Annotated in this window: 17 protein-coding genes and 1 riboswitch; of the genes, 8 read left to right on the top strand and 9 right to left on the bottom strand. The window is 67.7% G+C overall.

What is annotated here, in order from left to right; genetic code table 11:
• Window positions 1–90 precede the first annotated feature (90 nt).
• Complete coding sequence (locus WA675_RS25400) at window positions 91–573, top strand: DUF456 domain-containing protein (protein WP_336087737.1); 483 nt, start codon at window positions 91–93, stop codon at window positions 571–573.
• Window positions 574–741: 168 nt separating this feature from the next.
• On the opposite strand, the gene WA675_RS25405 is transcribed toward WA675_RS25400, so the two are convergent.
• Entirely contained in the window at window positions 742–1,608 is an 867-nt protein-coding gene (locus WA675_RS25405) for an amidohydrolase family protein (RefSeq protein WP_336087739.1), read from the bottom strand.
• A 129-nt stretch (window positions 1,609–1,737) separates the two neighbouring features.
• Complete coding sequence (locus WA675_RS25410; protein ID WP_336087740.1) at window positions 1,738–3,126, bottom strand: FAD-dependent oxidoreductase; 1,389 nt, start codon at window positions 3,124–3,126, stop codon at window positions 1,738–1,740.
• 190 nt (window positions 3,127–3,316) lie between these two features.
• On the opposite strand from WA675_RS25410, the gene WA675_RS25415 reads away from it, so the two are divergent.
• From WA675_RS25415 to WA675_RS25430, 4 genes are all read left to right on the top strand, one after another.
• Complete coding sequence (locus WA675_RS25415; protein ID WP_336087741.1) at window positions 3,317–3,775, top strand: Rv0361 family membrane protein; 459 nt, start codon at window positions 3,317–3,319, stop codon at window positions 3,773–3,775.
• A gap of 44 nt (window positions 3,776–3,819) precedes the next feature.
• A riboswitch (SAM riboswitch) is annotated at window positions 3,820–3,938 on the top strand.
• Window positions 3,939–3,955: 17 nt separating this feature from the next.
• Window positions 3,956–4,372, top strand: coding sequence for a rhodanese-like domain-containing protein (locus WA675_RS25420; protein ID WP_336087742.1), 417 nt, complete (start codon window positions 3,956–3,958; stop codon window positions 4,370–4,372).
• 12 nt (window positions 4,373–4,384) lie between these two features.
• A complete protein-coding gene (locus WA675_RS25425; protein ID WP_336087743.1) occupies window positions 4,385–5,593 on the top strand; it encodes an O-succinylhomoserine sulfhydrylase in 1,209 nt (402 codons plus the stop codon).
• Window positions 5,594–5,689: 96 nt separating this feature from the next.
• Window positions 5,690–6,163 carry a hypothetical protein gene (locus WA675_RS25430; protein WP_336087744.1) on the top strand — a complete coding sequence of 158 codons (474 nt, stop codon included), beginning with the start codon at window positions 5,690–5,692 and terminating at the stop codon, window positions 6,161–6,163.
• Between the two features lie 250 nt (window positions 6,164–6,413).
• Here WA675_RS25430 and WA675_RS25435 read toward each other — a convergent pair whose 3' ends face one another.
• The 4 genes from WA675_RS25435 to WA675_RS25450 form a co-directional block, all read right to left on the bottom strand.
• Window positions 6,414–6,725, bottom strand: coding sequence for a helix-turn-helix domain-containing protein (locus WA675_RS25435; RefSeq protein WP_336087746.1), 312 nt, complete (start codon window positions 6,723–6,725; stop codon window positions 6,414–6,416).
• Window positions 6,725–7,066 (bottom strand): type II toxin-antitoxin system RelE/ParE family toxin, encoded by a 342-nt coding sequence (locus tag WA675_RS25440; RefSeq protein WP_336087747.1) that lies wholly within the window; start codon window positions 7,064–7,066, stop codon window positions 6,725–6,727. Before WA675_RS25440 ends, WA675_RS25435 begins: the two co-directional genes overlap by 1 nt.
• Before the next feature lie 112 nt (window positions 7,067–7,178).
• Window positions 7,179–8,276 carry an SPFH domain-containing protein gene (locus tag WA675_RS25445; RefSeq protein WP_336087748.1) on the bottom strand — a complete coding sequence of 366 codons (1,098 nt, stop codon included), beginning with the start codon at window positions 8,274–8,276 and terminating at the stop codon, window positions 7,179–7,181.
• A 14-nt stretch (window positions 8,277–8,290) separates the two neighbouring features.
• On the bottom strand, window positions 8,291–8,524 hold the full coding sequence (locus WA675_RS25450; RefSeq protein WP_336087749.1) for a hypothetical protein: 234 nt from the start codon (window positions 8,522–8,524) through the stop codon (window positions 8,291–8,293).
• A gap of 104 nt (window positions 8,525–8,628) precedes the next feature.
• Here WA675_RS25450 and WA675_RS25455 point away from each other — a divergent pair, with 104 nt between their 5' ends.
• From WA675_RS25455 to WA675_RS25465, 3 genes are all read left to right on the top strand, one after another.
• Complete coding sequence (locus WA675_RS25455) at window positions 8,629–9,243, top strand: DJ-1/PfpI family protein (RefSeq protein WP_336087750.1); 615 nt, start codon at window positions 8,629–8,631, stop codon at window positions 9,241–9,243.
• The gene (locus WA675_RS25460; RefSeq protein WP_336087751.1) at window positions 9,240–9,695 is read left to right on the top strand and encodes a MarR family winged helix-turn-helix transcriptional regulator; all 456 of its coding nucleotides are present in this window, start codon (window positions 9,240–9,242) and stop codon (window positions 9,693–9,695) included. The genes WA675_RS25455 and WA675_RS25460 overlap by 4 nt, the downstream gene beginning before the upstream one ends.
• 115 nt (window positions 9,696–9,810) lie before the next feature.
• Complete coding sequence (locus WA675_RS25465) at window positions 9,811–10,470, top strand: serine protease (RefSeq protein WP_336087753.1); 660 nt, start codon at window positions 9,811–9,813, stop codon at window positions 10,468–10,470.
• A gap of 56 nt (window positions 10,471–10,526) precedes the next feature.
• On the opposite strand, the gene WA675_RS25470 is transcribed toward WA675_RS25465, so the two are convergent.
• From WA675_RS25470 to WA675_RS25480, 3 genes are read right to left on the bottom strand one after another with little or no spacing between them, the layout of a single operon-like run.
• On the bottom strand, window positions 10,527–11,075 hold the full coding sequence (locus WA675_RS25470) for a YceI family protein (RefSeq protein ID WP_336087755.1): 549 nt from the start codon (window positions 11,073–11,075) through the stop codon (window positions 10,527–10,529).
• A complete protein-coding gene (locus WA675_RS25475) occupies window positions 11,072–11,689 on the bottom strand; it encodes an FMN reductase (protein WP_336087756.1) in 618 nt (205 codons plus the stop codon). Before WA675_RS25475 ends, WA675_RS25470 begins: the two co-directional genes overlap by 4 nt.
• Entirely contained in the window at window positions 11,686–12,774 is a 1,089-nt protein-coding gene (locus WA675_RS25480) for an LLM class flavin-dependent oxidoreductase (RefSeq protein WP_336087757.1), read from the bottom strand. The genes WA675_RS25475 and WA675_RS25480 overlap by 4 nt, the downstream gene beginning before the upstream one ends.
• Between the last annotated feature and the right edge of the window lie 40 nt (window positions 12,775–12,814).

Genomic DNA, 12,814 nt, shown 5'->3' on the forward strand with positions numbered 1-12,814 from the left:
CATCGACAATAGCGGTGGGATGGCGGCTCGGGTAGGCCATGGGCGAGAATTCGGTGGCGCTACTCGGCGCGGAAACGGGAGGACCCGGTAGTGAGCGTGTGGGGTGAGGTCGTCGTCGGCCTCGTCATTCTCGTCGGCATCGCTGGCGTGATCGTACCGATTCTGCCGGGGGTGATCCTCATTTTCGCGGCAATCGCGGCGTGGGCCTTCCTCACCGGCGGCACCACGGCCTGGACGGTGCTCGCGATCGCCTCGGTCGCGCTGATCATCTCCGGGGTCGTGAAATACACCTGGCCGGGGCGCAAGATGCGCGAGGCGGGGGTGTCCAACAAGGCGCTGCTGGCCGGGGCGATCCTGGGCGTCATCGGGTTCTTCGTGATCCCGATCGTCGGCCTGTTCATCGGCTTCGTGCTCGGCGTCTACCTGGCCGAGCTGTACCGCCTGAAGACCAACCGCCTGGCCTGGCCCGCCACCCTGCACGCGCTCAAGGGCGTCGGCCTGTCGATGCTCGTTGAGCTGTTCGGCGCGCTGATCGCCGCCGGTGTCTGGCTGACCGGCGCTGTGTTTGTTTGAGCGCTGGCGCGCTCGAGTCGCGGCCCCTAGGGGCCGCCGGTCAGGCACCGTTTCTTGCTCCTTCGTCGCCTACGAAACGGCGCCTGACCGGCGACCCGGCCGCGACCGGCGCTGCGCGCCGCCGCTCCTCGGGGTCGCGGGTGCGGGGTTGGGCGGGTTCGAATCTCGCTACTCGATGACCGGCAGCGGGCGGGTGTGCGCGTCCGCGCCGGGGAGCTGGTCGCGGGGGATCGGCACCGTCGGGTTGTCGGTGCGGGGCATCGGCATGGTCGGCAGCGGATCGGTCGCGGGCCGGTCGACGGCGGGCAGCCGGTAGAACTCGCGGGCATTGTCCTCGAGCACGGCATGCACATCGGCCCCCACGACCCGGCTGATCAGCTCGACATCGCGGTCCTCGAACGGCCTGCCCGCCCGGGTGCCGGGCAGATCGGTGCCGAACATCAGCGCCCCCGGGTTCACCGCGTGGATGCGCCGCAGCGTCTCGGCCACATCCATGTCGACCCGGCCGAAGCCGGTGGCCTTCACCCGGGCCCCGCGATCCACCAGATCCAGCAGATAGGGCAGACCCTCCTCGGACATGCCGAGGTGGTCGATGGACAGCGCGGGCAGCTTGGAGATCACCGGTTGCAGCGAGGCCAGCATCTGCCCGTCAATGTAGAGCTCCACATGCCAGCCTGCCAGCTCGTGCGCGCGCAGCGCCTGCAAGGTCATCTCGGTGATGTCGGCGGCGGCGCGCTTGAGGTTGAAGCGCAGCGCGCGGACCCCCGCGCGGTCGAGTTCGCTGATCTCGTCGTCGGTGGCGTCCAGGTCGAGCCGGGTGACGCCCACCCAGTCCGGGCCGAGGGCGGCCAGCGCGGCCTTCAGATACGACTGGTCGGTCCCCTGGAACGAGGCACTCACCACCGCCCCACCACGAACCTCGAAGCGCTGCATCCGCTTTAGGTAGTCGTCGATGATGTAGGGGTCGGGAAGGTAGCCCTCGTTCTCGATCAGCGGATACCGCGGATCGATGATGTGGACGTGCGCATCGAACACCTGTACAGAATGCCTCGAGATCGGCGAAAGGGAACAGTTCGTCCGTGTGAGCTATCACATCGAACGAAAAAAAGCCGGTGGGTCCTGGACGTGATGTCCCGGTTCCCACCGGCTCTTCGTGGCGTGTGCCTAGACCTTGTTCGGCTCCGAGGCGCGCAGCATGTCCTCGCGCTCGACGACCTTCACGCGCTCGCGGCCCTCGGGCTCGCCCAGGGCGCGCTCGTGTGCGTCGAGGCGGTACCAGCCCGCCCAGGTGGTGAACGGGATGCCCTTGCTCTCCAGGAACTCGGTCACCGCGTCGAGCTCGGGCTTCGGCGCCGGGGTGAAGTCCTTGGCGTCGTCGAGCAGGCAGGCGATGGTCTCGTTGGCGTCACCCTTGGTGTGGCCGATCAGGCCGACCGGGCCGCGCTTGATCCAGCCGGTCACGTAGGTGGCGGGCATGAAGCGGGCCGAGCCCTCGGCGGCCTCGTCGGCGAGCACTCGACCGGCCTCGTTGGGCACGGTGCCCGCCTGGTCGTCGAAGGGCAGCTGGGTGACGTTCTGCGACAGGTAACCCACCGCGCGGTAGATCGCCTGCACGTCCCACTGCTTGAACTCGCCGGTGCCCTTGACGTTGCCGGTGCCGTCGAGCTGGGTGCGCTCGGTCTTGAGACCGACGACCTTGCCGTCCTCGCCGATGACCTCGGCGGGCGACTCGAAGAAGTGCAGGAACAGCTTGTGCGGGCGGTCGCCCTGGTCGCGGATCGCCCACTGCTCGAGGGTGTTGGCGACCATGTCGACCTGCTTGGAGTTGCGGCGCGCCGCCTCCGAGCCCTCGTCGTAGTCGATGTCCTCGGGATCGACGATGACCTCGATCGTCGGCGAGTGGTCGAGTTCGCGCAGCTCGAGCGGGGTGAACTTGGCCTGCGCGGGGCCGCGGCGGCCGAACACGTGCACCTCGACGGCCTTGTTGGCCTTGAGGCCCTTGTAGACGTTCGGCGGGATCTCGGTGGGCAGCAGCTCGTCACCGGTCTTGGCCAGCACGCGGGCCACGTCCAGGGCCACGTTGCCGACACCGAGCACGGCGACCTTCTCGGCCTCCAGCGGCCAGCTGCGCGGCACGTCGGGGTGGCCGTCGTACCAGGACACGAAGTCGGCGGCACCGTAGGAGCCGTCCAGGTCGATGCCCGGGATGGGCAGCGCGCGGTCGGCGTTGGCGCCGGTGGAGAAGATCACCGCGTCGTAGAACTGACGCAGGTCGTCGAGGGTGATGTCGGTGCCGTAGTCGATATTGCCGAGCAGGCGCACCTGCTCCTTGTCGAGCACCTTGTGCAGGGCGGTGATGATGCCCTTGATGCGCGGGTGGTCGGGGGCGACGCCGTAGCGGATCAGGCCGAACGGCGCGGGCATGCGCTCGTAGAGGTCGATCGACACCTCGGCATCGGACTTCATCAACGCGTCGGCGGCGTAGATACCGGCCGGGCCGGCACCCACGATCGCGATGCGAAGTGGGCGAGTCGCTGCACTCTGTTCGGTCATTTCTACGCGCACCCTTTGGTCGAGAACTGTTGACGGCGTCAATTTAGCTTAGGCTAAGTTGGCGATCCGGCTGCTGGCAGCTGCCTGTGGACCTCGGCAGCGGGCCGCATTCTCCGCGATTCTATCTGCGGCGTTGTGGCCACCCGGCGCGCGGTGTGGTTGCCCGCACCGGGTCTGTCAGGATTAGCACATGAACGAGGAGCGAACAGGCTCGGACGAGCAGCCCGTGGTGGTGGATCAGACCGACAAGCGATCCATCGTCCCGTTCGTCGCGGCCGCGGTCATCGCGGTTCTGGTGCTCATCGGCATCGTGCTGGGCGGCTTGCTCTCGCCCGCTGAGAAAAATGTCACAGAGGCCGACCGGCTCGCGGCCGCCGTCACCAACTATATCGACGCGCGCTCACGCAGCGAGCTGCGTCCGCCGCAGGGTGTCGCCTGTCCCGGCTTCGACGAGCAGAAATCCGGCCTCACCGAGCGCCTCGGCGGCCCGAAATCGGCGGTGACGATCGACAAGAAGGGTTTCCAGAACCCGACCGTCAACGGCGACCGCGCCAAGATCGACGCCACCGTCCAGGTCGGTGACACGTCCTCGACCAGCACCTGGAACTTGACCAGGGTCGACGGCACCTGGCTGGTCTGCACGCCCTGATCGTTTGACACGGTGACCTGTGCCGGGGCAATCTCGGATCGCAAGGTCATGAGTGCCAGCGCCAAGCCCCGGCTCGCTGGCCGGCAACCCTCCTCCGCGGTGGGGTGCTCCGGGTGACGACCTGGCCGTGTGTTCCGGAGTTCCGGCACGGCAAGAGCGGATTCACGCAGGAGGTTCGACATGACTTACGCCGGCGACATCACCCCTGAGAAGGCGTGGGAGATCCTGACCGAGCATCCCGGCGCGGTGCTGGTCGACGTGCGCACCGAAGGTGAGTGGGCGCAGATCGGCATCCCCGACACCAGCTCCATCGAGCGCCCGGCCCACTTCATCGAGTGGGTCGACGGCACCGGCACGCGCAACCCGAACTTCGGCGCCGAGCTCGAGCAGGCGCTGGCCGGGCGGCCGGACGACGCTCCCGTGGTGTTCCTGTGTCGTTCCGGTCAGCGCTCCATCGGCGCGGCGACCGTGGCGACCGCGGCGGGCATCGCCCCGTCCTACAACGTGCTGGACGGTTTCGAGGGCGGACCCGACGCGTTCGGTCAGCGCGGCAGCGTGGGCTGGCGCGCGGTCGGCCTGCCGTGGCGCCAGGCATAAGGGAGACAGCAGATGATCACCGGTGGTTCGTTCGACAAGCCACTGCCCGAGGGCGTCGGCCCCGCCACCCTCGGCGTCCGCGGCGGTCTGCGCCGCTCCGGTTTCGAGGAGACCTCCGAGGCGCTGTACCTGACCTCGGGTTTCGTCTACGAGAGCGCCGAGGCCGCCGAGGCCGCGTTCACCGGCGAGGTCGAGCACTTCGTCTACTCCCGCTACGGCAACCCGACCGTGGCCATGTTCGAGGAGCGCATCCGCCTGCTCGACGGCGCCGAGGCCGCCTTCGCGACCGCCTCGGGCATGTCGGCGGTCTTCACCGCGCTGGGCGCGCTGCTGAAGGCGGGCGACCGGCTCGTGGCCGCGCGCAGCCTGTTCGGTTCCTGTTTCGTGGTGTGCAACGAGATCCTGCCGCGCTGGGGTGTGGAGACCGTCTTCGTCGACGGTGACGACCTCGAACAGTGGGAACAGGCCCTCTCGGTGCCCACCCAGGCGGTGTTCTTCGAGACCCCCGCCAACCCGATGCAGACTCTCGTCGACGTCCGCAAGGTCACCGAGCTCGCCCACGCCGCGGGCGCGAAGGTGGTGCTGGACAACGTCTTCGCCACCCCGCTGCTGCAGCGCGGCTTCGAACTCGGCGCCGATGTGGTCGTCTACTCCGGCACCAAGCACATCGACGGCCAGGGCCGCGTGCTCGGTGGCGCCATCCTCGGCGCCCAGGACTACATCGACGGCCCCGTCAAGAACCTGATGCGCCACACCGGCCCCGCCCTGAGCCCGTTCAACGCCTGGACCCTGCTCAAGGGCCTGGAGACCATGCCCCTGCGCGTGCGCCAGTCCACCGATTCCGCCTTGAAGGTCGCCCAGTTCCTGGAGACGAACAAGTCCGTGAACTGGGTCAAGTACCCCTTCCTGGAATCGCACCCCCAGCACGCCCTGGCCCAGTCCCAGATGTCCGGCGGCGGCACCGTCGTCACCTTCGAACTCGCGGGCGAAAGCGGCAAGAAGCGCGCCTTCGAGGTGTTGAACCGCCTGCGCGTCATCGACATCTCCAACAACCTCGGCGACGCCAAAACCCTCATCACCCACCCCGCCACCACCACCCACCGAGCCATGGGCCCCGAAGGCCGAGCCTCCATCGGCCTCAGCGACGGCGTCGTCCGCATCTCGGTCGGCCTCGAGGACATCGAAGACCTCCTCACCGACCTCGACCACGCTTTGAGTTAGCTTGGGCGAGTAAGGAATTACACTTCCCTCATGTATGTCGGGGGGAAGCCCGCGACGGTTTTCCAACCGGCGCCGTTGTATCTGTGGGCGATAATCGTGGTGGCGGTGCTCATGGGGTGCGCAGGTGCTTGGGCCGTCTGGGCAGAGTTCACCGGAACCCACGACGTCCCTCTAATACCGCTGATCGCGAGCGCGGTGACGGTCCCGTTCTCGATCCTCGGCGGCGGCTATGCGGCGACCCGGCTGGTTCGGCCCCGGCCGGAACTCGTCCTGACCGCGGAAGGGCTGATGGACCGGCACGGTGTGTGGGTCGGATGGAACGAGGTCGCCCGTGTGGAGTTCGCTGTCCAGAGGCTCTCCGGCGGATCCAAGGCGGAGTGGATCCACGTCTGGTTACACGACCCAGCGTCCTACTACGCCCAGGTTTCGCCGCGGGCCCGGCTGCTGTCCAAGGTGAGGATGGGCGTCAAATCCGGGCATCTCAACTTGAGCCCACCGGTCCTGGATGCCTCCGCCCATCAGATCCTGGCCGCCTTCCGCCACTACCGCCCGAACCTCATCATCGACTGACGCGCCCAGCCATCGAGGGACATCACGCGAACCTCCCGATCTCGATCCTGGCGGTCACGTCCTCGATCCCACCGACCACGAACACTTAGGGTCCTTCAGGTTCAGCCGGAGCACGAGCGGTGCCGGACCGAACTCGCTGTCATCGTCCATGCTCAATCGAGCGACGAGGTCCTCGCTGTCCACGCGAAGCCGCTGGCCCTCCTCATAACGCATCCCCACCCCCAATCGGTGATCACCATAGTTGCGCCCCTCAGGCGATGGTGAAAGCCTCGTCGCCGAATCGCGCCACCACTTCGACTTCGCCGCCGAGCCCCTCGACGTACTTGCGGATCGTCTCGAGGCGTGACCGTTCGATCTCGCCGTGTTCGATCTTCGACACCGTCCGCTGACCGACTCCGATCCGGTCGCCGAGCTCGGTCTGATTGAGTTGCTTGGCCTCCCGGAGCTCGGCGAGCCGATACGCCCGCTCTACAGAACGCATCTTCTTCCGCACGGCCGCGACTCGTGCCGGGTCGTGGCCGCCGTCCGGATGCCGAGACCGGTTGCTTTCGAATAGTTCCATCAGCCCAGTCCTCCAAGGTGCTCATCGAAAATGCGGTCGGCGATGGGGATATTCTCCCGGTACCACTGCTGCCATCGGTGTGTCTTGTCGCCGGCGATCAGCAGGATTGCCGATCGCTTCGGATCGAACGCGAAGATGATTCGCGCATTCGACCCTGGTATCCGTAGTTCCTTCATGTTGGAATGCCGCGATGCGACGAGTGTGTCGACCCACGGGCGCCCGAGTCCCGGGCCCCTTTCCTCCAATTCCTGACGCGCTGCCTCGTAGTGGTCGAACATGACGTCGTCCAAGCTGTCCACCCAGTTCAGGACCTGCTTGGTGAGGTAGACGTTCCATCCCACCCCACAAAGATACGCCCTGTGGCATCTAGATGCCACAGGGCGTGTATTCATCGAGCAGTTCGAAACCTGCTTAAACGGAGCAGCCGACCGTCGGTGGCGATCGGCGCGCCGATCAGGCCTTGTCGACCTCTCCGTTGGACAGGGCCTTCTGCAGCGAGTTGAAGACCGTCAACCCCTGGCCGACCATGCCGTTGACCAGTTCGCCGACCCCGTCGGGGCCGTTGAGGACGGTGAGGTTGGCGTTGGCGAGGCCGGTGGAGGCCTGTTTGACGATCTCGGGGAGCTGTTCGATGAGCAGCTGGTCGAGGGCGATGCGGTTGTTGGAGGCGGCGGCTTCGGCCTGGATGCGGGTGCGGTCGGCTTCGGCCTCGGCGAGGATGCGGACGCGTTCGGCCTCGGCCATGGCGGGTTTGACGACCTCGGCCTGGAGTTCCTGCTCGCGCAGTTCGGCGTTCTTGCGGGCCTGCTCGGCCTGGGCGGTGAGGACTTCCTGGCGGGCGATGGCGTCGGCGAGCGGGCCCGCCTGGGCGGCTTCGGCGCGGGCCTTGTCGATATCGCGCTGGTATTCGGCCTTGAGGATCGAGGTCTCGCGCTCGTATTCGGCCTGGCGGCGCAGGGATTCCTGCTCGGCCTCGGCGGAGCGCTGGGCGGCCTGGGCCTGGGCGATCTGGGCGTCGCGCTGCACGGCCGCGTTGTGCGGGGCGGCCAGGGCGTTGATGTAGCCGAGGTCGCCGTCGTCGATGGACTGGATCTGGAACGAGTCGACCCACAGGCCGATATTGCTCATCTCCACCTTGGAGGCCAGCAGCACCTCGTCGGCCAGTTTCTGGCGCTCGCGGATGATCTCCTCGACGGTCATCGAACCGACGATCGAGCGCAGGTGGCCGGAGAAGATCCGCCCGGTCAGCACCGACATCTCCTGCTCCTGCTCGGACAGGAAGCGCTGGGCGGCGTTCACGATGGACGGGGTGTCGTTGGCGACCTTGAACGCGATCACCGCGCGCACGTCGAGCTGGATGGCCTGCTTGGTGACACACCGCTCGCGGATCTCGGATTCGAACATCGCCAGCGACAGGTAGCGGACCTTGCGGAACAGCGGAATCACCCAGGTGCCGCGCCCGATGACCACGCGAAACGGCGCGTTGTCCTTGCTCTTGGCACCGCTGACCAGCATGGCCTCGTCGGGATCGGGAACGTGATAGCCCAGCATGCGAGCCCCTTCTCTCAGTTGTCTTGCGCCGGTTGCGGTGCGAGCGGGATCCAGCGGACCACGTCGAGGACGCGCCCCGGATGAACCGCGACGACCAGGACCGTGGCGCCCGCCTCGATCGGCTCGTCGGCCCGCGCCAGATACAGCTCGGTCCCGCCACGGATCGCGACCAGGACTTCGCCGAGCCCGCCCGCCGCGCGGATCGATGACGTGATGGTGCCCGTCATGCCCTGCACGGGGTCGGTCATCTCGGCTGAACCTCCTTGTCTCGCACCGAATGCGGTGAGCTTACGAAAGGAGGGTTGCAAAATTCTTATTGACAGCATCCTGTCAATCATGACAGCATGCTGTCATGACCAAGAGAACAGTTCACGCCGCCGTATACGACACCCTCGCGGACTGGGAGGCGGGCGCGGCCCTGGCCAATATCGCCGACACCTCCTGGCATCGGGAACCGGGCGTGTTCGAGGTGCGCACGGTCGGGCTCACCGCCGAGCCGGTGACCACCATGGGCCGCTTCCGGGTCACTCCCGATCTGGCCCTGGCCGACCTCGACCCCGCCGACAGCGCCATGCTGATCCTGCCCGGCGCCGACCTGTGGTCCGGTGACGCGCTGAACCCGTTCGCGGAGACCGCGAAACGCTTCGTCGCGGCGGGCGTACCGGTCGCCGCCATCTGCGGCGCGACCATGGGCCTGGCCCGGGTCGGCCTGCTCGATGACCGCGCGCACACCAGCAACGACCCGGAAACCCTTGCCGAGACGGGCTATTCGGGGGCGAGCCACTACCTGGCAGAGCCCGCTGTCACCGATCGCGACGTGATCACCGCGAACGCCATGTCCCCCTTCGAATTCGCGCGCGAGATCTTCGCCCGTCTCGACCTCTACGACCCGCCGGTCCTGGACGCGTGGTTCCAGCTGTTCGCGCACAAGGACCCCACCGCCTATGCCGCGCTGGCCGCGCAATGACTCCCGAACAGGATCTGCTCGACGGTGCCGCGCTCACCGTCTACCGCCTCAACGGCCAATTCCTCACCATCGGTGACGGATTGGCTTCCCCGGCGGGGATCTCGGTGGCCTGGTGGCAGGTGATGGCGGCGGTGCGGGAGCGGCCGCTGCCGGTGGCCGGGATCGCGCGCGCCATGGGCATCACCCGGCAGAGCGTGCAGCGGGTGGCGGATCTGCTTGTCGCCGAGGGGATCTGCGAGTACCGGGCTAATCCGGCGCACAAGCGGGCCAAGCTGGTCACCATCACCGAGCAGGGGCTGGCGGCCATCGAACGGATCGGCCCGCAGCACGCGGCCATGGCCGACCGCCTCGCCGCGCTGCTCGGCCCGGCGGAGTTTGCCGCCACCGTCGCCACCCTCACCCGGCTCAGCGCGGCCCTGGACACGATCATCGACGGCGCGGACCGGAGGTGAGCCACACCGGAGAGGTTGTCTGACATCGCCTGATGTGTCCTTGCTATGGTCGCCAGGCGTGTGATCGAACAGTCGTATTCGCCCGGGAAACCGCAGCCTACGGATCGGATCGAACATGTCGAAAACTCTCGCAGCAGCAGGCGCGATGCTGGCCGTCGCCGGTGCCCTCACCGCCGGGCCGATCGGCACGGCGCACGCCGCGGCCCCGGCGGTCCTTGGCGGCGGTTCCGGCATCCTCGTCGACGGGGCGACCTGCACGCTCACCACGATCGGGCACGATGCGAGCGGCAGGCTGGTCGGGCTCACCGCCGCGCACTGCGGGCCGGAGGGGGCGAGCATCGTCGCCGAGACCAATGCCGAGGCGGGCACCGTCGGCACGGTCGGCTACCGCAGCGAGGCCATGGACTATTCGGTGATCACCTTCGACCCGGCCGTGGTCGTGCCGGTGAACCGGGTGGGTAACACCACCATCACCGGCGTCGGCGGCCCGGCGCAGTTCCCGGACATCGCCTGCAAGGAAGGCCGCAGCACCGCGCAGACCTGCGGACTCGCCTACGGTGACCCGCTGGAATCCGGGATCGCCACGCTCACCCAGATCTGTGTGGTCTCCGGTGATTCCGGTGGCCCGGTGGTGGTCGGTTCCACGCTGGTCGGCATGGTCAACGGCTATGTCTACGTGCCCTGCCTCGGCCCGGAGGTCGGCATGAACATCACCGCCATCCTCGACGACATCGACGCGCGCGGCGACCTCGGCGCCGGTTTCCGGCCGATCTGACCCGGACACGACGAAAGCCCTCGCCGTCGCAGGCGAGGGCTTTCGTGCTGGGCGGATCAGCCCTGCAGGACTACCTCGATCTCGAGGGTCAGGGTGATCTTGTCGCCGATCACCGTGCCGCCGTCGGGCAGCGGCATGTCGATGTCGAGGCCGAACTCGCGCCGCGAGACAACGGTCTTGGCCTCGAACCCGGCCACCTTGCCCTGGCCCATGCCCGGGTTGACGCCGAGGAACTCCACCTCGAGCGAGACCGGCTTGGTGTTGCCGCGCACGGTGAACTCACCGTCGACGACGAAATCGTTGCCCTTGCCGTGGAATCCGGTGGACTTGAAGGTCATCACCGGGAACTGCTCGGCGTGGAAGAAGTCGGCGGTGCGCAGGTGACCGTCGCGCTGGGCGTTGTCGGTGGTCAGCGAGTCGACGCGGATCTCGGCGTGCGCGGAGGCGGAGCCGTCCTCGCCGATGACGAGCGCGCCGTCGAAGTCGGTGAAGCGGCCGCGGACCTTGCTCACCATCAGGTGGCGTACGGCGAAGCCGACGGTGGAGTGGCTGGCGTCGATGGTCCAGGTACCGGCGGCGAGTCCGTTGGCGAGTGCGGTGGTCATAGGGAACTCCTTGTGGGGGTGAGGTTTCCGGTTAGCAGATCTTCGAAGGGGGTGGTTTCGGCGTAGGGGTCGACGGTGCGGGTGCGGGATCGGCCGGTCAGGAGTTCGGTGAATTCCTCGGCGGCGCGGTCGATCCGGCGGTCCAGTCCGTCGCCCGCGCCGTCGCCCCAGTCCGTGGATGCCGCGTAGACGGCGGTGGGAACGACGACCGAGCGCAGATACGCGAACAGCGGTCGCAGCGCGTGTTCCAGTGCGAGCGAATGCCGTTCGGTGCCACCGGTGGCGCCGATCAACACCGGCATCCCGACCAGCGATTCCGGTTCGAGTACGTCGAAGAACGACTTGAACAGGCCGCTGTAGGAGGCGTTGAAGATCGGCGTCACCGCGATCAGGCCGTCGGCGCTGACGACCCGGTCGATGGTGGCGCGCAGTGTGGGGGATCCGAACCCGGTGACGAGGTTGTCGGCCAGGTCCCTGGCGTGGTCGCGCAGGTCGACGAAGTCGAGTTCGACCTCGCCGCCGCGGGCCGTGGCGGCGCCGAGCCGCTCGGCGAGCAGCCGGGTCGACGAGGGCTGGGACAGCCCTGCCGAGACGACCGCGATCCGCTGGGTCATGCGGCGACCTCCGTGTCCTTGGCGGCCAGCAGCGACGCGTGCGTCGGCGCGTCCGGCACGTGCGCGGGACGACCGGCGGCGAATTCCTTGCGCAGCACCGGGATCACTTGCTCGCCGAGCAGATCGAGCTGTTCGAGCACGGTCTTCAGTGGCAGGCCCGCGTGGTCGACGAGGAACAGCTGGCGCTGGTAGTCGCCGAAGTGCTCGCGGAAGGTGAGCGTCTTCTCGATGACCTGTTCGGGGCTGCCGACGGTCAGCGGGGTCTGCTCGCTGAATTCCTCGAGCGAGGGGCCGTGGCCGTAGACCGGCGCGTTGTCGAAGTACGGGCGGAACTCGCGGATCGCGTCCTGGGAGTTCTTGCGCAGGAACACCTGTCCGCCGAGGCCGACGATGGCCTGGTCGGCGCTGCCGTGTCCGTAGTGTTCGTAGCGGCGGCGGTAGAGCTCGATGAGCCGCTGGAAGTGGTCCTTGGGCCAGAAGATGTGGTTGGCGAAGAAGCCGTCACCGTAGTAGGCGGCCTGTTCGGCGATCTCCGGGCTGCGGATCGAGCCGTGCCAGACGAACGGCGGGACATCGTCGAGCGGGCGCGGGGTCGCGGTGAACGACTGCAGCGGGGTGCGGAAGCGGCCCTGCCAGGTCACCACGTCCTCGCGCCACAGCTTGTGCAGCAGGGCGTAGTTCTCGATGGCGAGCGGGATGCCGTCGCGGATGTCCTTGCCGAACCACGGGTAGACCGGGCCGGTGTTGCCGCGGCCGAGCATCAGGTCGACGCGGCCGTCGGCGAGGTGCTGCAGGGTCGCGAAGTCCTCGGCGATCTTGACCGGGTCGTTGGTGGTGATCAGCGTGGTCGAGGTCGACAGCTGGATGCGGTCGGTGCGGCCCGCGATGTAGCCGAGCATGGTGGTGGGCGAGGACGGGACGAAGGGCGGGTTGTGGTGCTCGCCCATGGCGAATACGTCAAGGCCCACCTCCTCGGCCTTCTGCGCGATGGTGGTCATCGCCTTGATCCGCTCGCCCTCGGTGGGGGTACGGCCGGTCGTCGGATCGGTGGTCACGTCACCCACGGTGAAGATTCCGAACTGCACTGGCCCTCCTCGGCTCGCTTTGGTTGCCATGGCAACTATA

It is taken from the genome of Nocardia sp. SSK8, assembly GCF_037034205.1.
Classification (GTDB): Bacteria; Actinomycetota; Actinomycetes; order Mycobacteriales; family Mycobacteriaceae; genus Nocardia.

Excerpts from the sequence above, each read along its gene's own strand:
- WA675_RS25475 (WP_336087756.1), bottom strand. The coding sequence starts at position 11,689 with ATGACCCAGCGGATCGCGGTCGTCTCGGCAGGGCTGTCCCAGCCCTCG.
- WA675_RS25455 (WP_336087750.1), top strand. The coding sequence starts at position 8,629 with ATGACCAAGAGAACAGTTCACGCCGCCGTATACGACACCCTCGCGGAC.
- WA675_RS25420 (WP_336087742.1), top strand. The coding sequence starts at position 3,956 with ATGACTTACGCCGGCGACATCACCCCTGAGAAGGCGTGGGAGATCCTG.
- WA675_RS25465 (WP_336087753.1), top strand. The coding sequence starts at position 9,811 with ATGTCGAAAACTCTCGCAGCAGCAGGCGCGATGCTGGCCGTCGCCGGT.
- WA675_RS25425 (WP_336087743.1), top strand. The coding sequence starts at position 4,385 with ATGATCACCGGTGGTTCGTTCGACAAGCCACTGCCCGAGGGCGTCGGC.
- WA675_RS25410 (WP_336087740.1), bottom strand. The coding sequence starts at position 3,126 with ATGACCGAACAGAGTGCAGCGACTCGCCCACTTCGCATCGCGATCGTG.
- WA675_RS25435 (WP_336087746.1), bottom strand. The coding sequence starts at position 6,725 with ATGGAACTATTCGAAAGCAACCGGTCTCGGCATCCGGACGGCGGCCAC.
- WA675_RS25445 (WP_336087748.1), bottom strand. The coding sequence starts at position 8,276 with ATGCTGGGCTATCACGTTCCCGATCCCGACGAGGCCATGCTGGTCAGC.
- WA675_RS25415 (WP_336087741.1), top strand. The coding sequence starts at position 3,317 with ATGAACGAGGAGCGAACAGGCTCGGACGAGCAGCCCGTGGTGGTGGAT.
- WA675_RS25460 (WP_336087751.1), top strand. The coding sequence starts at position 9,240 with ATGACTCCCGAACAGGATCTGCTCGACGGTGCCGCGCTCACCGTCTAC.
- WA675_RS25450 (WP_336087749.1), bottom strand. The coding sequence starts at position 8,524 with ATGACCGACCCCGTGCAGGGCATGACGGGCACCATCACGTCATCGATC.
- WA675_RS25470 (WP_336087755.1), bottom strand. The coding sequence starts at position 11,075 with ATGACCACCGCACTCGCCAACGGACTCGCCGCCGGTACCTGGACCATC.